Origin of the sequence: Actinomyces sp. 594 (genome assembly GCF_019325145.1) — a bacterium.
In the GTDB taxonomy this organism is placed as follows: Bacteria; Actinomycetota; Actinomycetes; order Actinomycetales; family Actinomycetaceae; genus Actinomyces.
This window is the reverse complement of sequence record NZ_PIZC01000009.1, coordinates 14,909-36,940: the sequence shown is the minus strand read 5'-3', so window position 1 is coordinate 36,940 and position 22,032 is coordinate 14,909. Positions and strand designations below refer to the sequence as shown.

Here is a 22,032-nt window from a genome sequence, read left to right as displayed (position 1 = left end):
GCCGTCAACCACCGCCGGTGGTTGACGGCCCCGCAATCTTGATGGGCCCGCGGCGATCCGGTATTGGGTCAGGAGTCGACTCACCGCGCGGGCCGCCCCGCTCGGATGTGGCGGCGCCAGACCGCCTGCGCGAGCCGGCCGACCGCTCAGACGTTAGGGCCGGCCGCGCCCTCGTTGATCCGCTCGGTGAGGATGCGGGCGAAGGCCGCGGCTGAGGCGTCGCGGGTAGACAGGTAGTTCTTCACGGCCTTGAAGAATCCGTCCTGCATCGCGGGGGATATCACTTCGCCGTAGGAGATCGAGTTGAGCACCTTCTGACTGCGCAGGTCTTCGGCGGCCTGCTGCTGGTAGGGGGTGAGCGTGGAGACGTCGGCGTCATTGCGCACCGGCACACAGCCCTTCACCTCGCACACGGACGTCTGCACCTGCGGGTCGAGCACGGTACTCAGGAAGGCGTCGGCGTCCTCGCCGTCCGCCGAAGTCGAGGAGCGGACGAATGCGTCCACCACGATTAGGAAGGTCCCCTCGGTTCCCGGGAAGACCACTGAGGCTACCGGGGACTCCCCGGTGGTGGACCCGGCCAGCGCCTCGGACTCGGTCAGGGCGCCGTCGTTCATCTGGTAGAAGCCGCACTCGCCCTCCGCCAGCCGACCGGCCGCCTCGTCCCAGGTGCGGTCGGCGTCGTCGGGATCGGTGTGATCCATGAGCCGCCCGAAGATCTCCAGGGCGTCGCTCACCTGCTGGCCGGACCAGTCGAAGCGGTCGGCCTCGATCTGGGCCCAGCCCTCTTCACCCACGGTGGCCAGCAGTACGGACTCGAACAGCCCGGCCGTGGTGATGGAGTCGGCGCCGCCGATGCACAGCGGCGTAGTCCCCTGCTCCTGCAGGGTGTCCAGGTCGGCGAGCAGATCGTCGAGGGAGTAGCCCGTCCCCGGCTCGTTGATGCCCGCCTGTTGCAGCACGTCGCGGTTGAACATGAGGATGTTCGCCCGGTGCACGGACAGCGGCGCCGCGTACTGACTGGAGCCCACCGTGACCGAGGCGAGGATTTCCTCGGGGAGCTGGGCAGTGACCTCGTCGGTGAACAGGGGGGACACGTCGCCGACGACGCCGGCGTCCCGCCACGCCGTGACGTTCCCGGCGGTCAGTGACTGCCACACGTCGGGGGCGTCGCCGCGGGCGATGCGGGAGGCCAGGGTCACGTGGGCCTGGGAGCCGGCACCGCCGACGACGGCCAGTTGGTCCACGGACACGTCGGGGTTGCGCTCCTTGTAGGCGTCGACGAGCGTGTCCAGCGCGACGGACTCCGAGGCGGAGGTCCACCAGGACAGCACCTCGACGGAGCCGGACGGGGCGGAGGGACTCCCGCAGGCGGTCAGGGCGAGGGCGGTGCTGGCCGCCGCGATCAGGGCGGCGGCGCGTTTTCTCAGGGAAGTCATGACTGGACCTTCCTCTTGGATGCTGTTCCGGCCGGGGCCGCACCGGAGGTCGTTTCTGATGCTGCGGCCGCGGTGGCGGCTGTTTGGGCGGGAGCGCGCAAGTCGTAGATCGCGTAGGCGGTCACCATGGCGAAGCACACCGCCGGAACGATGAACGAGCGGGCCGCGCTGGTGGCGTCCATCATCCGCCCCTGCACCATCGGCATGATCGCCCCGCCAACGATCGCCATAACCAGGCCGGCGGCGCCGAACTTGGTGGCGTCCCCGAGCCCGGACAGGGCCACGCCGTAAATCGTGGGGAACATCAGCGACAGGCAGAATGAGGCCGAGATGATGGCGATCACGCCGGTGATGTCGGGGCGCAGCGAGGCGTAGATGCACAGGCCAACGGCGATCGTGCCCAGGACGGCCATCACCTTGGTGGCCCGGATGCGGGCGATGACGGCGGTCATGAGGAAACGGGCGATCAGGAAGACGATCAAGCTGATCTGCAGCATCTGCGAGCCCAGCTGCAGGGAGCCGTTGATCGCCTGCTGGGTGTACTGGATGATGTAGGTCCAGCAGCACACCTGGGCGCCCACGTCGAAGAACTGGGCGATCACCCCGTAGCGGTAGCGCTTGGAACGCCACAGGGTGGCCAGCGGGCTGGTCGGTCGCGGGGCGTCGTCCTCGGCGACCTGGGCGGTGGGTGGCGCCTTCTGGACGAAGATGATTACCAGGATGACGGCCAGCAGGACCCCGAGGCCGATGTAGGGCCCCGTCACGGCGCGCAGCTGCTCGGCGCGGATGGCCCGCTCGGTCTCCGGGCTGACGTCGGCCAGGTTCACCGGGGTGTCGAGCTTGGGGAGGATGAGGGTGGAGGCGATCAGCACGCCGATGTTGGTGCCCAGCGGATTGAAGGCCTGGGCGAGGTTAAGGCGCCGGGTGGAGGTCTCCTCCGGGCCGAGGGAGATGACGTAGGGGCTGGCGGAGGTCTCCAGCAGCGAGCAGCCTGCGGCGATGGCGAACAGCGCGGCCAGGAAGGCGCCGTAGGTCATCACCTGGGAGGCGGGCCAGAAGCCGAAGGCCCCCAGGGACGCCAGCGCCAGGCCGGAGACCATGCCCGCCTTGTAGCCCCACCGGGAGTTGATCAGGGCGGCGGGGATCGCCAGCAGGAAGTAGGCGCCGTAGTAGGCCATCTGCACCAGCGAGGCCTGGAAGGAGGACATGTCGAAGATGCGCTTGAACCCGGAGACCATGGGGGTGGTCAGGTCTGCGGCGATGCCCCAGGCAGTGAAGCAGCCGATGACTGCGATCAGCAGCGTCGCGGCGCCCGGATACAGGATTCTGGTGGGCGTCTGAGGTGCGGGGGGCGCGGAGAGGTCGGACTTGTTCGTTTCGGCCAGGGCCGTCATGGGAGCTCCCGGATCGGCGGTGATGCGGTGTGCGTCGGGGCGAGGTGTTGAGATGGTTGGCGGGGCGGCGGACGCAGGGGACGACCGCCTCGAATGTGAGCTGAACCATATCACGTATGTGTGGCGGCGGGTCATGCCCGGAGGGATGGACCTCGCGGCGCGGCAGGGCGGCGGCTAGAGTGGAAACGTGGAGAATCTGGTTCTCATTGCCTACTACGTGTCGCTGGCCGTCAGTGTGATCTGGCGGATCGCGCAGCTCACCGCCGTGGGCCTGGGTGTCTGGGCGCTGATTGACACGTTCACCCATGACGCCTCGCATTTCATCGCGGCTGACAAGCGCACGAAGGGCTTTTGGCTCGGCGTCAATGCCGCCGGCGTGGCTGTGGTTCTGCTGATGGGGGCCACCTCGATGCTGGGCCTGCTGGGCGTGGTCGCGAACGCCGTCTACCTGGCCGACGTCCGCCCCGCGCTGCAGTACTACTCACCGGTGCGGGTGCGCTCCTCTATCCGCTTCCCCAATGGCCGCGGCGGCTATCAGGGCGGCCGGGGTCCGCGCGACTGGACGCCTGGCCGCTGATGCGCGCAGTCCTGCAACGCGTGCACCGGGCTGCGGTGCGGGCCGACGGAGACGTCGTCGGCGCCATTGACCGTACCGGGCTGCTGGCCCTGGTCGGTGTCACTCATGACGATGGCCCCGCGCAGGTGGCCACCGTGGCCCGCAAGATCGCCGAGCTGCGGCTCTTCGACGGCCCCGGCGACGACGGCGGTGCTCCGGGCCGGGAGGTGTCGGTTACCGACCTGGGGGCGCCGGTACTGGTGGTATCCCAGTTCACCCTGTACGCCGACGTGCGCAAGGGGAGGCGCCCGTCCTGGAACGGTGCGGCGCCGGGCGATGTGGCCGAACCCTTGGTGGAGGCGGTGGTTGCCGAGCTGCGCGCTCGCGGCCTGGAGGTGGCCACCGGACGCTTCGGCGCGCACATGGACATTGAAGCCGAGCTGGACGGCCCGGTCACCATCCTCGTCGAGGCGTGATGCCTGGATCGGTTGCCGGTGCACTGACGCCCGCGGAGGCGCCCCTGTTGTTGGGGCTCGTTCCGGAGTCGGTGATCGTCGCCGAGGCACGCTGCGACATCGACGCCCCGCTGCTGCCGCCCGAGGCCGCCCATGTCTCTCGGGCCTCGGCACGGCGTCGCGCCGAGTTCACCACCGTGCGGTTCCTGGCCGGGCGGGCGCTGGCCGAACTGGGGCTGGCCCGACCGGTTATGGTGCCCGGGCCGGCGGGGGAGCCCACCTGGCCCGACGGCGTCGTTGGTTCCCTGACTCATTGCACGGGATTCCGGGCGGCGGCGGTGGCCCGCGCGAGTGGGGTGGCGGCGGTGGGCATCGACGCCGAGCCGAACCGGCCGCTCGCGCGCGGCGTGCTTGAGCGGATCGCCGCACCGGTGGAGCGCGAGAACGTCTGCGAGCTGGTCGAGGCGGTCCCGGATGTGGCCTGGGACCGGCTCCTGTTCAGCGTTAAGGAGTCCGTCTACAAGGCGTGGTTCCCCCTGACGCACTGCCCCCTGCGCTTCGCCGACGCCGCGGTGACCGTGCGGCCGGACGGTACCTTTACGGCTCGGCTCGCCGCGGGCGCCCACTTCGATGCAGATGGCGCTGACCTGACTGGCCGCTGGGCCACGAGTGGTGGCCTGTTGGCGAGCGCGGTCGTCTGCTACGCCGGTTAGCGCTCTACTACGCCACTTCGGGGTCTGCTGAAGGGGTCCGGGGTGTACAGCAGTAGGGTAAGCGGCGTTGTTAAGGTCCAGTCGGCGTAGTAGACGACACCTCCGGACGGGATGCATGACCCTCGTGCGTGTTGCACGACCCCCGGAGGGTCGTGCAATGTACACCGGGGTCGTGCAACGTAACCGATAGGGGCCATGATGCGGATAGAAGCGGTACGTGGGGACATCACCGCCCAGGAGGCCGACGCCGTCGTCAACGCGGCCAACTCCGGGCTGCTGGGAGGCGGCGGGGTCGACGGCGCCATCCACCGCGCTGCCGGGCCGCGTCTGCTCCAGGCCTGCCGCGAGCTGCGCGCCACCAGCCTGCCCGATGGGCTGCCGGTGGGTCAGGCCGTGGCCACTCCCGGCTTCGACCTGCCCGCCCGCTGGGTCATCCACACCGTCGGCCCCAACCGGCACGCCGGCCAGACCGACCCCGCGCTGCTGCGCGCCGCCTTCCGCTCCAGCCTGGAGCTGGCCCAGGAACTCGGCTGCCGCAGCGTGGCGGTACCGGCGATCTCCGCGGGCGTATACGGCTGGGATGCCGACGCCGTCGCCCGCGCCGCCGTGGCCGAGGCCCGCGCGCTCGCAGCCCGAGCCGATACCGCCAGTGGCGTGGAAGTGTGCGGAACCGACGTCGTCGACGCCGCCGCGGAGCAAGCGGGTGGACTGCAAGTGGTGCGCTTCGTGCTCTTCTCCGACCGGCTGCTGCGGGCATTCCAGGCCGCCCTGGGCGCCTGAGTCCCGGTGACCGGCGCTCGGCGTCGGAGCTATCGGGCGTTGACGCGCACGAGGCCGGTCGGGCTTGTCGGGCGTGTGGTGGGCGGGGCGTCAGCTACGCCGGTTGGGCGTTAACAACGCTACTTAACGGCCTGCTGTATACCTCGCAGCCCTTCAGCAGGCCGTTAACAGGCGTTGTTAACCCCGAAGTGGCGTTGCAGACGGTGAGGTGGCGTTGCAGGCGGTGAGGTGGCGTTGCAGATGACCTCACTTTCAGGCACGGGGATAGCGGTAGCCACGTCCCTCGCTCTTCCTGCTAGGTCCTTGTGCAGGAGCCCGGCGTCAGGGTGGGGGTAGGTCGCCATGCTTGGACTCCCGCTCGGCCACTGGTACGAGGGCCTGCATGCACCCGCCCTCCTTTGTTCCTGAGTCGGGTCGGCTCAACCCTGCTCACGCCCACTGCGAACAGGGGCATGGTTGCCGGCCCCGCGCCGTTAGCCTTGTCAGCGCGTGCCCCGCGTTCCCCCAATCCGGGCAGTGCCCGAACCCGGGCAACGCGACCACCAACCGCACGTGCCGAGGAGCAATCAGCGATGTTCGAACGCTTTACCGACCGCGCCCGCCGCGTCGTCGTCCTGGCCCAGGACGAGGCCCGCGCGCTCAACCACAACTACATCGGTACCGAGCACCTCCTTCTGGGCCTGATCCACGAAGGCGAGGGGGTTGCCGCCAAGGCGCTGGAGTCGATGGACATCTCCCTGGACGCCGTGCGCGCCCAGGTCGTGGAGATCATCGGCGAGGGTCAGTCGGCCCCCTCCGGCCACATCCCCTTCACGCCGCGCGCCAAGAAGGTGCTTGAGCTGTCCCTGCGCGAGGCGCTGCAGCTGGGCCACAACTACATCGGTACCGAGCACATCCTGCTCGGCCTGCTGCGCGAGGGCGAGGGCGTGGCCGCGCAGGTGCTGACCAAGCTCGGCGCCGACCTGTCCACCGTCCGCCAGACTGTCATGCAGATGCTCTCCGGCTATGAGGGCAAGGAGACGGTTACCGCCGGCGGCTCCAACAAGGAGGGCGCGCCGTCGGGCTCGGCCATCCTGGACCAGTTCGGCCGCAATCTCACCGCCGCCGCGCGCGAGGGCAAGCTGGACCCGGTCATTGGCCGCCACAAGGAGAGGGAGCGCGTCATGCAGATCCTCTCCCGGCGCACCAAGAACAACCCGGTGCTGATCGGTGAGCCCGGCGTCGGCAAGACCGCTGTGGTGGAGGGCCTCAGTCAGGCGATCGTCCACGGCGACGTGCCCGAGACCCTGCGGGACAAGCAGCTGTACTCACTGGACATGGGCTCGCTCGTGGCAGGCTCGCGCTACCGCGGTGACTTCGAGGAGCGCCTGAAGAAGGTCCTGAAGGAGGTGCGCACCCGCGGCGACATCATCCTGTTCATCGACGAGATTCACACCCTCGTCGGGGCGGGGGCCGCTGAGGGTGCCGTCGACGCCGCCAGCATCCTCAAGCCGATGCTGGCCCGCGGGGAGCTGCAGACCATCGGTGCCACCACTTTGGAGGAGTACCGCAAGATCGAGAAGGACGCCGCCCTGGAGCGGCGCTTCCAGCCGGTTACTGTCGAGCAGCCCTCCATCGAGGAGACCATCGAGATCCTCGGGGGCCTGCGCGACCGCTACGAGGCCTTCCACCGCGTGGTCATCACCGACGACGCCATTGAGGCGGCCGCCAAGCTGGCCGACCGGTACATCAACGACCGCTTCCTGCCGGACAAGGCCATTGACCTGATCGATGAGGCGGGCGCGCGGCTGCGCATCCGCCGCATGACCGCTCCGCCCGAGCTGCGCGAGATCGACGAGAAGATCGCCGCCGTGAAGAAGGAGAAGGAGTCGGCTATAGACGACCAGGACTTCGAGCGCGCGGCCTCGCTGCGCGACGACGAGCGTCGTCTGGGCGAGGAGCGTGCCGCTAAGGAGAAGGCCTGGAAGTCCGGGGACCTTGACCAGGTGGCGGAGGTGGATGAGAACCTCGTGGCCGAGGTGCTCGCCATGTCCACTGGCATCCCGGTGGTCAAGCTCACCGAGACCGAGTCCGCCAAGCTGCTGGGCATGGAGGATGAGCTGCACAAGCGGATCGTCGGCCAGGACAAGGCCATTCAGGCCCTGTCCAAGACCATCCGGCGCACGCGCGCGGGCCTGAAGGACCCCAAGCGCCCCGGCGGCTCGTTCATCTTCGCCGGCCCCACCGGCGTGGGTAAGACCGAGCTGGCCAAGGCCCTGGCGGAGTTCCTCTTCGACGACGAGGACGCGCTGATTCAGCTCGACATGTCCGAGTTCGCCGAGAAGCACACCGTCTCCCGGCTATTCGGTGCGCCCCCCGGCTACGTCGGCTACGACGAGGGCGGCCAGCTCACCGAGAAGGTGCGGCGGCGTCCCTTCAGTGTGGTGCTGTTCGACGAGGTGGAGAAGGCCCACCCGGACATCTTCAACTCGCTGCTGCAGATCCTGGAGGACGGTCACCTCACCGACGCCCAGGGCCGAGTGGTGGACTTCAAGAACACCGTCATCATCATGACCACCAACCTCGGCTCCAAGGACATCGGCAAGGCCGTGGCCACGGGCTTCCAGTCCACCGAGGGCGGCACCATGGACTACGAGGAGATGAAGGCGCACGTCAACCGTGAGCTCAAGCAGCAGTTCCGGCCCGAGTTCCTCAACCGCGTGGATGACCTGATCGTCTTCCCGCAGCTGACCAAGGCGGAGGTCCGCCAGATCGTCGACCTGATGATCGGCCGCCTGGCTGCGCGCCTGGCCGAGCAGGAGATGGACATCGAGCTGACCGACGGCGCCAAGGAGCTGCTGGCCGAGCGCGGCTTCGACCCGGTGCTCGGTGCTCGTCCGCTGCGCCGCGCCATCCAGCGCGACATTGAGGACGCCCTGAGCGAGAAGATCCTCTTCGGGGAGATCGAGCGGGGCCAGAAGGTCCTGGTCGACGCCGAGGGCGAGGGCATCCTGGGCGAGTTCACCTTCCGCGGCGTGCCCCGGCAGGACGCGGAGGAGGCCGTACGCGAGGCGGAGGAGATCGCCTCGGCCGCGGCCGAGCCGGCGCAGCAGTGAGCGTGGCATGAGCGTGGCACTGACCCGCCAGTAGGCGTTCGATCCGCCGGGCGGTCGGCTAGGTGCCGGTTGCTCCGTGGTGCATGGAGCTCGGCAGTGTATGGAGGCGGGGCCGCTTCCCACCAGGGGAGTGGCCCCGCCTTCGCGTATGGGTGTGCGCCGGTTGCCGGGGGCAAGCGCGGGCAGGATTGATCGGGGCCGGGAGGCGGCTGCGGGACGGGTTTGCGGGTCCCGGTAACGAAGAGGATCAAGTGGCGCTTGCCATAACCGGGCTGTGAGTTTGATGTGACCTTCGCGCTACTGCCCCGTTTTCACTGGTCCTCGGCGTGTTCTCGGTTAGTGTGTGCGGCGTTAGTGGAAGTGCTTGGCGCATCTGGAGTCAAGTGCTTGCAAGTCGTTATCTACAGATTCTGCTGGACCCTTCAAGGAATACACCCATCATGACTGCGACCGTGCCTGTTTCCGCCCGGCAAGCGCCTCCGCTGCCGGGGTGGATCAGACCATTGACCGGCCCGGATGAGCCCTCTTTGGGGCGGAAAGCCACTTGGGCTGTCGAGACGCTCCTGCTAGCCATGTCTCCCGCGATACTCCTGGGCCTGTCCTACCCGCTGGCCATGAGCCGGATGGCGGGGCACGTGGTCGGCGGCCAGCCGATTGCCTCGCTGATCATCAGCGTTGCCGTGGGCGTGCCCTGGCTGAGCCAAGTGGTTTGCGGCCCCGTCTACCGGCTCATGGGGCCCGTCGTGGATGAGCGACCGGGCGAGTGCGCCGGGCAGTTCATCCGACTGTGGCCGGCTGTCCTGGCATTCTCGGTTCCACCGGCGCTGGTGGTCACAGCACTCGTGGCCCTGACCACGCACTGGCCCGCACCGGCGCTCGCCGCGCATTTCCTGCTGCTGATGGAGAACATGGTCTTCGCCCAGTCGCTCATGGTGGCGGACCTGTTGCGGCGCAGGCGCCACTGGGCCCTGGGCTGGGTGGCCTACGCCGCTTCGGTGCTGCTACTGCCAACGGCCTGGTACCTGCCGCCGCTGCTGGCCACCGTCACGCAGGTCGTGCCGCTGGTGCCGTTAATGCCCGGCCTGCTGCGTCCGCAGCCCGTACCTGTCAAGGACTACGTGGCGGACATGGGGCGAGGCCTGGTTCTTGGCGGCGTGCTCTGGGCGGACAAGCTCCTCCTCTTCCTCACTGTCGGAACTCAGTGGCACATTGCCCTGGCCTACTTGTGCCTGCAGCCAGCCGTACTCGGCTACACCTTCTACTTCGCAATCGCCACACCCAGGGTTACCGGGGCGCTGTCGGACTTCCACCAGGGGCTTGAGTCGGTGAGCATCGAGTCGCTGCACGATCGCAGCCGCTATCTCACCAGGCTCATGGACCGTGCGCTCGTGCGCGCCGTGCTGGTGGAGGCCCTGGGCGTGGCCGTGGTGCTGGCGGCGATTGCAGTACTGGCCCCCGCGTCATTGCTTGAGGCGTTCGCCGTGTCGCTGGGGTCGGCGCTGCTGGCAGCGCTCACCCTGCTCGCTTACGAGATCGACCATGCCGGGGACCCCGCCCTGGCGCTGTGGCTGTCCGCCGCGCACCTGCTGGCGGCGCTGGCGAGCTTCACCCTGGTTGGCGGCCTGGCCGCCTCATTCGCGGCGACGGCGCTGGTTGACGTAGCGCTGATCGCCGTCTCGGTGATCATCTACCGGGCGCGCTGGTCCTCGCCCGAGTACTCCTTCTTCTGGCGAAAGGCCCTGTCATGGTGAGCAGTGAACACGACCCGGTGATGGGCGGGACCGAGCCCGCAGGCGCCGTCCTGCCCGACGGCGTTCCCGCTGACGGGCGTTACGCGGAGGTGGATGTAGCCATCGTCATGGAGTCCACCTACCCGTATCTCAAGGGCGGGGTCTCCGCAGTCGTCCACGACATCATCACCGGCAACCCGGACCTCACGTTCGGGATCATCCACATCACCTGGGACCATGACTCCCCGCGCACCGACCTGTACGGCATGCCGGGGAACGTGCGCTGGGTGAAGGTTGTGTACCTGTCAATGGCGGACCACCCGGAGTTCACCTCCAGCCGCCCCGCCGACCTGCACATGAACCACCGCGAGCGGCTGGTGCTGTCTCACCGGCTCATCGACGCCCTGCAGGCGCTGGCGGCGGGTGAGGGCAAGCCGGTCTGGGACTTGATCGCGGAGGGCATGGCCGCCTCGACGCGCCGCTACCCGCTGTGGGCGCTACTGGGGTCCGCCGAGTTCATGGAGACCTACCGCGACCGGATGCCTACACTCGGGATGTCGCTGAGCGAGCTGTTCTGGTGCCTGCGCGAGTTCTTCTCCCTGGCGTACGCGGTGCTGGGGCAGACCATGCCCCGGGCGCGCGTCTATCACGCCCACACCACCGGTTACGCCTCCCTGCTGGCCGCCAACGCCGCCCGGGAGAACCAGGGGTCCTTCCTGCTGACCGAGCACAACCTCTACGTACGCGACACGATCAATACACTGCTGGGCAGGCGCATGGACAAGCCCGTCACCCGGCAGGACTACCGGACCTTCGACGTCGGCGGGCGGGACCGGATGTGGATGGCCTGGTGGATCGAGATGGGGAGGCTGTGCTACCCGGAGGCCTACGCCACCACCTACTTGTATCCCGACGCCGTCTCAGAGGCCAGGGAACTGGGGCTCGACTCGACCGCGGTCCACGTCATCCCCAACGGCATCGTCATCGACGAGTTCGATGGGGCCTACGCCGAGCGGCGTGACGCCACCCGGCTGCTGCGGCAGGAAGGAGTTGAGGCCCACCGGTGGCGGCTGGTGTACATAGCCAGGGTTGTACCGATCAAGGGGCTGCTGGACCTGATTGAGTCCGTGCGGATTCTGCGCGAGCGCGGCCTGCGGTTCCACCTTGATGTATGCGGTCCCACCGAGCACGCTCCCGACTACTACGAGCGCTGCGTCGCCAGGATCGCGGAGCTCGGCCTGGAAGACGTCATCACGGTGCGTGGCACGATCAACGTCCGTGAGCACCTGAGCGACTGGGACCTCTTCCTCCTTCCGTCCTACAACGAGGGCCTGCCGGTGGTGTCGCTGGAAACGATGGGCGCAGGTATTCCCACCGTGTCTACCGACGTGGGCGCGCTGCGGCCGGTTGTCCTTGACGCCATCACCGCCCAGGACGGGACGGTCCTGGACCCCAGCGGTTTCATCATCTCCCCCGGGGACCCGGTACTCATGGCGGACCGGATCCAGCAGGTCACGAGCGACGTTGACCTGTTTGAGCGGATGAGCCGCTCCGCTCGGGCAAGGGCGGAGACCGCCTTCAACCTGCTGCGGGTCAACGCCGCATACCATGAGCTGTACGTGGAGGGAGGAGTGGGCCGTCCCAGGGCGGACGCGGCTCATAACGCGGGGGCGCGGCGGCCACATGGCGTACCACCGTCGTCGCGGGGACGTCACCGGGCGCCGCGGCGGCCTGTTAAGTGGAACTGGAGCCGGAAGCCCAAAGGGCGGTCGGCCGCGAAATGACCGGCACCGGCACGGGAGTCGGCGCCTGGCTGCGCTACGGCGGGCCGATTGCACCCGCAGAGGTGGACTTCGCCGTCGCCCACTACCGGACCGCGGTCCTCCAGCCCTGGGAGCGGGAGGTTGCGGCCAGGCTCAAGGACGCCCGCCCCGACATGACGGTGCTGGCCTACCGCTGCCTGTCCTCGGCGCGGGACTTCGAACCGCCCGAACGCTGCGCCTCGGGGATCGGCTGGCGGGAGGCTGACGCGCGGGGCTGGATCGCGCACCGCTCCGGCGAGCCGGTGGAGTGGTCCTCCTATCCGGGACACTTCCAGGCCCGCGTGTGGGACCCCGACTACCGCGCCGCCTGGGCGGAGCACGTCGCCGGATCGCTGGAGGGAACCGCTTTCGACGGGGTGATGGCGGACAACGATGTCTTCGAGGACTATTACGGTCTGGACCTGCCCGCCATTGCCGCCGCCGACCCGCACGCCCCGGCCGACGTCGCGGGGCTGCGCCTGGCGCTGAGCGAACTGGTTGACGTGGCGGGGCGGGCCCTGTCCGCTACTGGCCGCCTGCTGGTTCCCAACATCGCCGAGGCGCGGCGCGAACCCGGCCGCTGGAAGCGCCACGCCGCCTGGGGCGGGGGCTTCGACGAGTGCTGGTTGGGCTGGGGGGAGGACATCCTGTTCGATGCGGCGACGGCGGCTGCGCAGGCGGGCCAGCTCGACGGCCCGGGCCTGGGGCTGCTGCGCACGCCCTCAGGTGGGTCTGGTCCGGAGTATGACGGGTCCCGGCAGGGCCTGTACGGGTTGGCGATGTTCTGGATCATCGGGGCCGGGTCCCCGCGCCTGTCCTATGCGGCCACCGGGCACGATGACTACTCGCGTACGCCCTGGTTCCCCGCCATGGACGCCGATCTTGGCCGACCGTGCGGGCCTGTGCGCAAGTCCGGCCGAGTCTGGCGACGGCGCTTTGAAGGCGGGGTCGCGGCCGCCATACCCGACGGGGAGAGCGGGGGAACCGTTACTCTTCCGCATGGCGCGGTACAACCGGGACCGCTGGGGCGGCCCGACGGCGCACCCCTGCCTCGCCGTCTCCGACTGCGCCCCCACGAGGGCGTGATCGCTCTGGTGCCCTGAGCCGTTCCTGCCTTTCCTGGTTGTTCGCGTTTGCGGCGTGGTGGGCTGGCGGCGTGGCAGGTTTGCGGCGTGGCGGGCTGGCGGCATTGCGGTAGGGGCGTTCGGGTCGGCGGCTGGTGTGCTCTCGGGGGTGCTCAGGTCGGCGGCTGGTGCATTGGACTTCGGAGCGGTTGGCTCTACTTGGACTGTCTGGCTCTACGGGGACTGTGTAGCTCTACTTGGACTGCCCAGAGGCGCTCTCGGACGGACCAGCCGGAGGAACACGGTCCCCGATCCGGTGCCCGCACGACTTTGAATACTCCGGGGCCCCGTCCGCGAATGCCACCACCTTCCCGAATACGTCCTCGTACGCCGAGTACGACCTCGCCGGCCCCAAAACGACCCCATGTAGTTGTCCGAATACGACCTTGGGTGGGCGAGTACGACCTCCGCGTGGCGAATACGTCCTCGTCAGCCCGAGAACGTCCCCCGCCCGGCGAAAACGTCATCATCAGCCCCAAACCCTCCACGATGTGGAGGGTTTGGGGAGTGTGAGGTCGTATTCGGCCTGCGTGGGGTGGTCGAGCACGACCTCATACGCCCGAGTACGACCTCGCGAGCCCGAAAACGACCCCATGTAGTGGCCCGAATGCGACCTTGGGTGGGCGGGAACGACCTCGACGGCCCGACCACGACCGCAACGCAGCGTTCCTCCAACCCGAACGCCATATCCGCGAACCATCGCGGCAGAAAGCGAATCCGTGGGTGCCGAGTAGTGAACTCACGAACACCCCTCTGCACGTCGGCCGAGAGCAGCGCGTTGACGGAGACCTCCGGCTCTTTTAGTTCGTGGTGTTGAGGCTGGTCGGGGGCAGGTCGCGTGCGGCCCTTGAACGTGGGGCCAAAGCGCCGCGGGGCCCGGCGTGAAAGAGCCAGGCGCGGTCCCGCCAGGCCTCGGTCAACCGTGTGCGGGCGAGCCAGGCGCGGTCCCGCTAGGCCTCGGCCAGCCGTGTGCGGGCCAGCCAGGTTCGGGCCAGCCTGGCCCCGGGCGAGTCAGGCGCCCCGAGACGCCCACGCGCCCCGCTAACCTGCTCGCTCCTGCGAACCCCCTCCGACCCCACGAGCAACCCCACTCCGCAAACCGGAAGCCTCCGAAGAGTAGAACGGAGCGCATTAGTCGCTGCACTCCGCTTTCCGCGGGCTGGTGCTGCGTGCCGCCTGCAGCGAGAGGCGCGCCGTCCGCGCACCCCGTGCGGTGAGCTGGTGCGTATTTTGTCCGTACAAATAGCGACGATATGGCGACATGGCGCCGGAAAGTGGCGTTAGGACTGAAGTCACATTAGAGTGTGCGCTGTCAACGCGCGCGGGCGCATAGCCAACCAGAACTAGAAAGAGGCGACGATGCCCAAGTACGTATACCGCTTCAGTGAGGGAGACAAGGACCAGAAGGACCTCCTGGGCGGTAAAGGGGCCAACCTCGCCGAGATGACCCGACTCGGCCTGCCGGTGCCGCCCGGCTTCACCATCACCACCGACGCCTGCCGGGCCTATCTGCGCGACGGCGTCGTCCCCGATGAGCTAGCCGTCCAGGTCACCACTGCCCTCCGGCAGGTCGAGGAGGAGCTCGGCCGCCAGCTGGGTGACGCCGAGGACCCGCTGCTCGTGTCAGTGCGCTCCGGCGCCAAGTTCTCCATGCCCGGCATGATGGAGACGGTCCTGAACATCGGGCTGAACGACGCCTCGGTCAAGGGCCTGGCCGCCGCTTCAGGCGATGAGCGCTTCGCCTGGGACTCCTACCGCCGCCTGATCCAGATGTTCGGCAAGACCGTGCTCGACGTCGACGGCGATCACTTCTCCGACGCCCTGGACGCCAAGAAGGTCGAGCGCGGCGTCAGCCTCGACTACGAGCTAGACGTGGATGCCCTCAAGGAGCTCGTGGAGCAGTACAAGGCGATCGTCGCCGAGCACGCAGGCATCGACTTCCCCCAGGACCCGCGCGCCCAGCTGGACATGGCCACGGAGGCCGTCTTCCGCTCCTGGAACACCGAGCGCGCCCACATCTACCGGCGCCGCGAGAAGATCCCGCACGACCTGGGCACCGCCGTCAACGTGTGCACCATGGTGTTCGGCAACATGGGGGAGACCTCCGGCACCGGCGTGTGCTTCACCCGCGACCCCTCGACCGGCCGCTCCGGCGTGTACGGCGACTACCTGGTCAACGCCCAGGGTGAGGACGTCGTCGCCGGCATCCGCAACACCCTGTCCCTGGCGGACTTGGAGCGCCTGGACAAGACCAGCTACGACGAGCTGCGCGCCGCCATGCGCCGCCTGGAGACCCACTACCGCGACCTGTGCGACATCGAGTTCACCATTGAGCGCGGCAAGCTCTGGCTGCTGCAGACCCGCGTGGGCAAGCGCACCGCAGCGGCGGCCTTCCGCGTGGCCACCCAGCTGGTGGACGAGAAGCTGATCACCATGGACGAGGCCCTCACCCGCGTCACCGGTGATCAGCTCACCCAGCTGATGTTCCCGCAGTTCGGCGACGACGCCGGACGCGACCTGATTACCCGCGCCATGCCCGCATCCCCGGGCGCCGCCGTCGGCCACATCGCCTTCGACAACGCCGAGGCCGTCGCCCGTGCCGAGGCCGGGGAGTCCGTCATCCTGGTGCGTCGCGAGACCAACCCCGACGACCTGCCGGGCATGGTCGCCGCCGTCGGCGTGCTTACCGCCCGCGGCGGGAAGACCTCGCACGCCGCCGTCGTCGCCCGCGGCATGGGCAAGACCTGCGTGTGCGGCGCCGAGGCGCTGGAGGTGGACGCCGCCGCCCGCACCGTGCGTGTGGCCGGGCGGGAGGCGCCCCTGACCAGTGACGATGTGATCGCGATCGACGGCACCACCGGTGAGGTGTTCCTGGGGGAGGTCGCCGTGGTCGACTCCCCGGTGATGACCTACCTGCGCCGTGGCCTGGACACGGCGCTGGCCTCCGCCGCCGACGACGACTCCCGCGAGCTGGTCACCAGCGTGGACCGCATCATGCGGCGGGCCGATGAGGTACGCCGCCTGCAGGTGCGTGCCAACACCGACACCCCCGACGACGCGCGCCACGCCATCCACCGCGGCGCTCAGGGCGTGGGCCTGTGCCGCACCGAGCACATGTTCCTCGGTGAGCGCAAGCAGTACGTGCAGAACCTGATCCTTGCCGCCGACGACGCCGAGCGGGAGGCCGCCCTGGCCGCCTTGCTGCCGCTGCAGAAGGGCGACTTCGTGCAGATGCTTGAGACGATGGACGGCAAGCCCATGACGGTGCGCCTGATCGACCCGCCGCTGCACGAGTTCCTCCCCGACCTGACCGAGCTGAGCGTCAAGGTTGCGGTTGACCGGGAGCGCGGCACCCTGGACCCGGCCGACGAGCAGCTGCTCGCCGTGGTGCGCCGCAACCACGAGGCGAACCCTATGCTCGGTCTGCGCGGCGTGCGTCTGCTGCTGACCATGCCGGGCCTGATCGAGCTGCAGGTGCGGGCCATCGCGGAGGCCGCCGTCGAGCGGCTCAAGGCGGGCGGCGATCCCCGCCCGGAGGTGATGATCCCGCTGATTGGCTCGGTGCGGGAGCTGCAGCTGGCGCGGGAGCGCGCGGAGGCGGTGCTGGCGGAGGTGTCCGCGGAGTCCGGTTTCGACCTCGACTTCCCGGTCGGCTGCATGATTGAGCTGCCGCGCGCGGCCGTCACCGCGGCGCACATCGCCGAGGAGGCGGACTTCTTCTCCTTCGGCACTAATGACCTGACCCAGACCACCTGGGGCTTCTCCCGCGACGACGTGGAGGCGTCCTTCGTGGGCCGCTACATCGAGGCGGGCATCTTCGGCACTTCCCCGTTCGAGTCCATTGACGTCGACGGCGTGGGCGGCATGGTGCGGATGGGCGTCGACGGCGGCCGGTCTACCAAGCCGGGCATGAAGATGGGCGTGTGCGGCGAGCACGGTGGTGACCCCGACTCGATCGCCTTCTTCCACCGGGTCGGTTTGGACTATGTGTCATGCTCGCCGTTCCGCGTGCCGGTGGCGCGTCTGGAAGCGGGTCGGGCGGCGGTGCTGGAGCCGGCCGAGTGACGCATTGGTGAGGCGTCGGCGTGCCGTCGATGTGAAGCGCTGAAGGCACGTCGGCGGGGCTCCGATACGAACTTTTGCACCCTGGTGTACGGCAGTTTTCCGCACACCAGGGTGCAAAAGTTCGCAGTAGGGGCATTTGGTCGCCGTTGAGGGCAGCGGCTGGGTGTTGGCAGGGGAGGGTATCTCTCAGGCTGGCTGCGGCCGACGGAACTCGTCCCAGTTTGTCAGGAGGTTGAAGCCTGCGGCTATGCCTAGCACGATTACCGCCAGGTTGCTGCCGGGGCTGGACAGGACGAGGCGCTGCGGGGTGATGAGTAGGTCGGCAATGAGCACGGCGGCCAGTGCCGCGTCCACGACGACTATGCCGGGGCCCACTCTCCAGCGCAGCCTCGTGCCGAAGTAGCCGCAGTCCGCATGTATGCCGCGTGCGACTACGCTGGCAGATGCGCCGGCCAGGGCCAGTAGCAGGACCGCTGCGATGGTCTCGGTGATGGGCAGGCGGCCGCCCAGTATCAGGCAGCCTGCCAAGAACAGCTCGATCACAGGTAGAGCCAGTGCCACATGACGGGCTGAGCGCCCGGACACTATGCGGTAGCCGACAACGTCCGCTACCTGCTGATCGCGCGACGTGGAGAGCTTTGCGTAGGCGCTCAGAGCCAGCAGCAGACCGGTCAGGATCCGACCCGCTGCGAGCATCATGGCGACAGTCGAGAGCAAGGTACTCACGCTCCTTCCGCGTCCAGGAGTGCATTACTGCACGATGGGGTGCTGGAGGACGGCATCTCCATCGTGCGCCGCTCCCGGGCGCATGTCAACAGGGAGGAGCGCGCAGGCGGCATCCTCCCACGCGGCCTCTGCATGCTGCGCGCAAGCAGTTACGCGGCGTGCTGGCAAAGTAGAGTCAAGCGATGGGCGTAACGCAGCCTGTTAGTTGCGGTACAGTGATGGTGAGTCGATGGCCGCCCGAGTCGCCTAGTAACCCTGGAGGAAGAGATGTCCGAGAAGGAAAAGCTCGCCGAGCTGAAGGAATATGTCGATCGCAAGAACCGCGAGACGGACCTGGTGAATCCGTACGCCTGCACCGTTGTGGAGGGGCTGCATGGCTGGGTGAATGCGTCCGACACCTGGGAGGGGCCGCTGGCGGATGAAGAGTCCGAGGAGACGAAGGCCGAGATTGACGCGCTGATTGGTGTGTTTGCGGCGCTCAGTGAGGATCTTGCGACGGCAATAGCCAACGCAGAAAGCGGCGAGGAGGATAGCTGACACCCATCGGGGTGTCGGGAATTCCGCCTGGTTGCTGCATAGGAAGGGGAGGAACAATAATGACAAAGGTATCCCTCAACGCAGAGAAGCTGGAAACCGCCATCGCTCAAATCCGTAAGGTTGCCACCGACGCGGAAGGCGCTCGGAGCTCAATCAATCTCGAGATTAACAACGCCGATGTCGCCGTGCCTGACACTGACTTCAGCTCGGACGCGTTGACCGCCATTGATAACCTGAGGGCCAGAGCGGATGAGATTGAGTCCTGCAAGGACGAGATCGTGCGGCTGAATGAGTCGGGAATCGCGGGCATGGACGCTAACGGCGTCATCACCTACAATCTGCCGGACACCGTGACGATCAACTCTTCGGGCGATCTCAGTTCGGTAGTCCAGGCGGAGATCGACGCGGAGAAGGCGAAGAACGCAGATCCCGATGAGCTGCTGGACCTGATGAATGGATCGGTAGCAGACCATCAGGATGATGAGGTCTATGCTGCGGCCTTCGCCGACGCCATGGGACCCGAGGGCATGGCCGATCTGGCCTACACGATTGACAAGCACCGGCAGTACCAGCTTGAGAACTTTCCGGACTACGATCCGAAGGATCCCGACACTGACTACGGCACTCGCTGGGATAGGACCAACGAAGCATGGTTGTCCGCTCAGGCGACGCTGTCGATCTGCTTCGGCACGGCGACGAACTCCTCTGCCTGGACGCCCCAGCACCGCAAGGAGTATGCGGAGGAGCTGGCGGAACTCGTCACGGACGAAGATCAGCCCTACTACATGCCACTCGGCTTCAACCTGCTGCTGGAAGGCGCGAACCGAACCGCAGCGAATACGGCCGAGGTTGACGGCGAGGCGGTGCAGGCCGGCGGAGTGTTCAACAAGTACTTCCTGCAGGATCTGGGGAATGCCATACAGGCGCATGAGAAGACCAGCGAAGGTTACCCGGCGTGGCGGGAGATGATGCTGAAGACCTCTTCGCCTGAGGGGAGCATGGGTGATTGGGATCCGATGGCCGGGATTCTGACTGCGATGGGGCGGCAGCCTGATGCGGCTTTGGACTTCCTGGCGCCGCCGGTTGATGATCGCGCCACCGAGCAGACCGTGGAGGTTGATGGTACTACCTGGGAGTGGCTTAAGGGGCGTGACTGGGATTCGACCAGTTTTGAGGCGCTTACGGCGGCCATTGCGGGCGCTTCGGAGCATCGTCAGTTGACGACGGGTACGAAGGACGAGCGTGCCGCGTGGATCACGGAGCAGGCGGTGGTTGACATGGCCGGGCGCAAGGATGGCCTGTGGACGGACACTTCGCGGCAGAACGCGGCCGTGGTACTGGCCAATTCCATGCAGGAGGTGGATGAGGCCGCAGGCGACGTTCAAAGAAATTCACGGAGATCGCAATTCAATGCTGCGATGCCCGCTGGCTGGGATGAGAAGCACGACGAGGAGGTGCGCGCATTGTTGCAGGAGACGCTCAAGGATGACGTCGCCTTGCAGACCGTCTCCGACGCTGCAGGCAGGTACGCGTCTGCGCGCATGGATAGCGCATTGGATGCTCTGCCGGAAGACGCGAGTGGGGAGGAGGCGTATAAGCGGGCGTCTCAAACGGGGTACAGTAATGGCCGCCTTATCGGATATATTCAGGGTGCCGCGGAGAAGGGGCGCGGCGACGCCGCAGCCGAGAAAGACGCGACCAATCAGATGATCCTAAACGCCTTTGGTAAAGGGCTGAGCTTCATACCGGGACCACAGTCCGCTGTGGCAGGAAAGGCGCTAAGTATCGCGGAGTCGTATGCGCTCGATATGGTGGGGGACTGCTTGCCATCAAATGCGCAGCAGGCGCAGGACGAGGCGGTGAGTATGCAGGAGCAAGCCATGAGGAGAATATTAGCGGAATCGTATGTCAAGCTTGATGAACGCGGGTATTTGCCGCCCGAGGCATACTTGGACTACGAGAACAACTATTACGAGGACTCCTGGATGAAGCGCGACGATCAGGGAGACTTGCATATTGACGGTGAGGCGTTGCTGTCCAATCCGGAAAGCATCGAGCAGTTCATGGGGTGGATTGAAGATGATTGGGAGCTTGACTCTGTTCTGGGTGAGGCATTGATGGGGTCGAATGGTTTCGAAGCAGGCGCTAAGAGTGGGAGGCGATGATGGGGCAAATACAACGTGAGGTGGGTGTCAAGGCGCGTGTAGTTTGGGTTTTGCTAATTCTGGCGTGTACGGGGTGCTTCGGGGGTTGTGCCGATGATTCGATCACGGGCCCTTACTGTGGGCTGATTGCCGAGGAGGACGTGACTCCGATAGTGGGTCGTGTGACGGAGGTTGAGGAGGGGGGTGGCAGGCTGTCATATTGTACTATCGAGGGTGAGCGTGCTGTGTTGGCGGTGCACGGCACTAGCGACTCGTGGGTTGTGTTTGGGCAGGATGGTGACAACGCGTTTACGACGTTGGAGGCGATTACTGGGGGTGAGGGGCGTGAGATCCCGGGTACGGAAGCGCGCGTATTCTCTTACCTGTCTACGGGAAATCCTGTGCACCCGAATGCTTATGCTTATTGGTTGGAGGGGCGTGCCGGGTTTGCCATGTACACGGTGGTTGCCGAGGATGCTGATGAGTCGACGGTTGCGGCGTTGGAGGAGTTGGTGATCAAGTACGCACCACAGGTCTTGGATGGCGTGGCTTCGCGTTCGGAGGACCCAGGCCCTAACTGGAATGATCCGGCGACTGGTGCGCCTGGTGCCGAGTCGTCTGCTTCCCAGGCTGCAGACATGTCCAGCGATGCTGACTCAACGTCCACCGGATCGCCAGGTCAGTGACAATGATGCGACTCAAGTTCAGCCGTGTGCGGTCACTCCGTGCTGTTGTGGTGGCGCTGCTAGTGGTCGCGCCGTTAGGTTGCGTAAGTGGTTGCGCTGATGATTCGATCGCGGGCCCATACTGTGGGCTGATTGCCGAGGAGGATGTACACCCTATTGTGGGTCGTGTGACGGAGGTTGAGGAGGGGGATGGCGGACTGCTCTATTGTAGAGTTCGGGGTGAGCGCGCTGTACTGGTTGCGAGCGGTACGGACGACTCGTGGGTTTCGTATGGGCGTAACGGCAATAACGCGTTTACGACGTTGGAGGCGATCACTGGGGGTGAGGGGCGTGAAGTTCCGGGGGCCGATGCGCGTGTATTCTCCTATCTTCGGCCGCACACTGAGTCTCCGGATGCTTATGCGTATTGGTTGGAAGGTCGTGCCGGGTTCACGATGTACACGGTGGTTGCCGAGGACGCTGACGAGTCGACAGCTGCGGCGTTGGAGGAGTTGGTGATCAAGTACGCGCCGCAGGTGCTGGATGGGGTGGACTCGCGTACAGCGGACCCCGGTCGCAACCGGGGCGATCCGGCCACCGGCACTCCCAGTCCCGAGTCGTCGGCCGCACAGACCACGGACTCGTCCAGAGGGGCGGAGTCTACGTCCACCGGATCGCCAGGTCAGTGACAATGATGCGACTCAACTTCAGCCGTGTGCGGTCACTCCGGGCTGTTGTGGTGGCGCTGCTAGTGGTTGCGCCGTTAGGTTGCGTAAGTGGCTGCGCTGATGATTCGATCGCGGGCCC

At 67.1% G+C, this 22,032-nt stretch carries 15 protein-coding genes; 12 read left to right on the top strand and 3 right to left on the bottom strand.

Going from position 1 to position 22,032, the window contains the following annotated elements:
- Positions 1–146 precede the first annotated feature (146 nt).
- Together GZ998_RS00730 and fucP are read right to left on the bottom strand one after the other, a co-directional pair.
- A complete protein-coding gene (locus GZ998_RS00730; RefSeq protein ID WP_219108354.1) occupies positions 147–1,439 on the bottom strand; it encodes an ABC transporter substrate-binding protein in 1,293 nt (430 codons plus the stop codon).
- The gene (gene fucP, locus GZ998_RS00725; protein ID WP_219108352.1) at positions 1,436–2,833 is read right to left on the bottom strand and encodes an L-fucose:H+ symporter permease; all 1,398 of its coding nucleotides are present in this window, start codon (positions 2,831–2,833) and stop codon (positions 1,436–1,438) included. Before fucP ends, GZ998_RS00730 begins: the two co-directional genes overlap by 4 nt.
- Before the next feature lie 187 nt (positions 2,834–3,020).
- On the opposite strand from fucP, the gene GZ998_RS00720 reads away from it, so the two are divergent.
- The 9 genes from GZ998_RS00720 (at position 3,021) to ppdK (ending at position 17,153) form a co-directional block, all read left to right on the top strand.
- Positions 3,021–3,410, top strand: coding sequence for a DUF2516 family protein (locus GZ998_RS00720; protein WP_219108350.1), 390 nt, complete (start codon positions 3,021–3,023; stop codon positions 3,408–3,410).
- Positions 3,410–3,865: a D-aminoacyl-tRNA deacylase gene (gene dtd, locus GZ998_RS00715; protein WP_219108348.1), complete on the top strand. Its 456-nt coding sequence runs from the start codon at positions 3,410–3,412 to the stop codon at positions 3,863–3,865. Before GZ998_RS00720 ends, dtd begins: the two co-directional genes overlap by 1 nt.
- A complete protein-coding gene (locus GZ998_RS00710) occupies positions 3,865–4,557 on the top strand; it encodes a 4'-phosphopantetheinyl transferase (protein ID WP_219108438.1) in 693 nt (230 codons plus the stop codon). Before dtd ends, GZ998_RS00710 begins: the two co-directional genes overlap by 1 nt.
- Positions 4,558–4,755: 198 nt before the next feature.
- Positions 4,756–5,337: an O-acetyl-ADP-ribose deacetylase gene (locus GZ998_RS00705; protein WP_162679063.1), complete on the top strand. Its 582-nt coding sequence runs from the start codon at positions 4,756–4,758 to the stop codon at positions 5,335–5,337.
- Positions 5,338–5,909: 572 nt separating this feature from the next.
- Entirely contained in the window at positions 5,910–8,432 is a 2,523-nt protein-coding gene (locus tag GZ998_RS00700) for an ATP-dependent Clp protease ATP-binding subunit (protein WP_203233981.1), read from the top strand.
- Between the two features lie 572 nt (positions 8,433–9,004).
- Positions 9,005–10,183 (top strand): beta-carotene 15,15'-monooxygenase, encoded by a 1,179-nt coding sequence (locus GZ998_RS00695; protein WP_219108346.1) that lies wholly within the window; start codon positions 9,005–9,007, stop codon positions 10,181–10,183.
- Positions 10,177–11,946 carry a GT4 family glycosyltransferase PelF gene (gene pelF / locus GZ998_RS00690; protein WP_219108345.1) on the top strand — a complete coding sequence of 590 codons (1,770 nt, stop codon included), beginning with the start codon at positions 10,177–10,179 and terminating at the stop codon, positions 11,944–11,946. Before GZ998_RS00695 ends, pelF begins: the two co-directional genes overlap by 7 nt.
- Positions 11,943–13,067: a putative glycoside hydrolase gene (locus tag GZ998_RS00685; protein WP_219108343.1), complete on the top strand. Its 1,125-nt coding sequence runs from the start codon at positions 11,943–11,945 to the stop codon at positions 13,065–13,067. The genes pelF and GZ998_RS00685 overlap by 4 nt, the downstream gene beginning before the upstream one ends.
- A gap of 1,380 nt (positions 13,068–14,447) precedes the next feature.
- Complete coding sequence (gene ppdK / locus GZ998_RS00680; RefSeq protein WP_219108341.1) at positions 14,448–17,153, top strand: pyruvate, phosphate dikinase; 2,706 nt, start codon at positions 14,448–14,450, stop codon at positions 17,151–17,153.
- Between the two features lie 186 nt (positions 17,154–17,339).
- Here ppdK and GZ998_RS00675 read toward each other — a convergent pair whose 3' ends face one another.
- The gene (locus tag GZ998_RS00675) at positions 17,340–17,879 is read right to left on the bottom strand and encodes a MauE/DoxX family redox-associated membrane protein (RefSeq protein WP_219108339.1); all 540 of its coding nucleotides are present in this window, start codon (positions 17,877–17,879) and stop codon (positions 17,340–17,342) included.
- Positions 17,880–18,146: 267 nt separating this feature from the next.
- Here GZ998_RS00675 and GZ998_RS00670 point away from each other — a divergent pair, with 267 nt between their 5' ends.
- The 3 genes from GZ998_RS00670 to GZ998_RS00660 all read left to right on the top strand — a co-directional run bounded on the left by GZ998_RS00670 (position 18,147) and on the right by GZ998_RS00660 (position 21,914).
- Positions 18,147–18,416 carry a hypothetical protein gene (locus GZ998_RS00670; protein ID WP_219108337.1) on the top strand — a complete coding sequence of 90 codons (270 nt, stop codon included), beginning with the start codon at positions 18,147–18,149 and terminating at the stop codon, positions 18,414–18,416.
- Positions 18,417–18,475: 59 nt separating this feature from the next.
- Positions 18,476–20,581 carry a DUF6571 family protein gene (locus GZ998_RS00665; protein ID WP_219108335.1) on the top strand — a complete coding sequence of 702 codons (2,106 nt, stop codon included), beginning with the start codon at positions 18,476–18,478 and terminating at the stop codon, positions 20,579–20,581.
- A gap of 1,108 nt (positions 20,582–21,689) precedes the next feature.
- On the top strand, positions 21,690–21,914 hold the full coding sequence (locus tag GZ998_RS00660; RefSeq protein WP_162678956.1) for a hypothetical protein: 225 nt from the start codon (positions 21,690–21,692) through the stop codon (positions 21,912–21,914).
- The last annotated feature ends 118 nt before the right edge of the window (positions 21,915–22,032 follow it).

Bases quoted from the DNA above. Each gene is read 5' to 3' on its own strand.
- GZ998_RS00730 (WP_219108354.1), bottom strand. From the start codon at position 1,439: ATGACTTCCCTGAGAAAACGCGCCGCCGCCCTGATCGCGGCGGCCAGC.
- fucP (WP_219108352.1), bottom strand. From the start codon at position 2,833: ATGACGGCCCTGGCCGAAACGAACAAGTCCGACCTCTCCGCGCCCCCC.
- dtd (WP_219108348.1), top strand. From the start codon at position 3,410: ATGCGCGCAGTCCTGCAACGCGTGCACCGGGCTGCGGTGCGGGCCGAC.
- GZ998_RS00710 (WP_219108438.1), top strand. From the start codon at position 3,865: ATGCCTGGATCGGTTGCCGGTGCACTGACGCCCGCGGAGGCGCCCCTG.
- GZ998_RS00705 (WP_162679063.1), top strand. From the start codon at position 4,756: ATGCGGATAGAAGCGGTACGTGGGGACATCACCGCCCAGGAGGCCGAC.
- GZ998_RS00700 (WP_203233981.1), top strand. From the start codon at position 5,910: ATGTTCGAACGCTTTACCGACCGCGCCCGCCGCGTCGTCGTCCTGGCC.
- GZ998_RS00695 (WP_219108346.1), top strand. From the start codon at position 9,005: ATGTCTCCCGCGATACTCCTGGGCCTGTCCTACCCGCTGGCCATGAGC.
- pelF (WP_219108345.1), top strand. From the start codon at position 10,177: ATGGTGAGCAGTGAACACGACCCGGTGATGGGCGGGACCGAGCCCGCA.
- GZ998_RS00685 (WP_219108343.1), top strand. From the start codon at position 11,943: ATGACCGGCACCGGCACGGGAGTCGGCGCCTGGCTGCGCTACGGCGGG.
- ppdK (WP_219108341.1), top strand. From the start codon at position 14,448: ATGCCCAAGTACGTATACCGCTTCAGTGAGGGAGACAAGGACCAGAAG.
- GZ998_RS00670 (WP_219108337.1), top strand. From the start codon at position 18,147: ATGTCCGAGAAGGAAAAGCTCGCCGAGCTGAAGGAATATGTCGATCGC.
- GZ998_RS00665 (WP_219108335.1), top strand. From the start codon at position 18,476: ATGACAAAGGTATCCCTCAACGCAGAGAAGCTGGAAACCGCCATCGCT.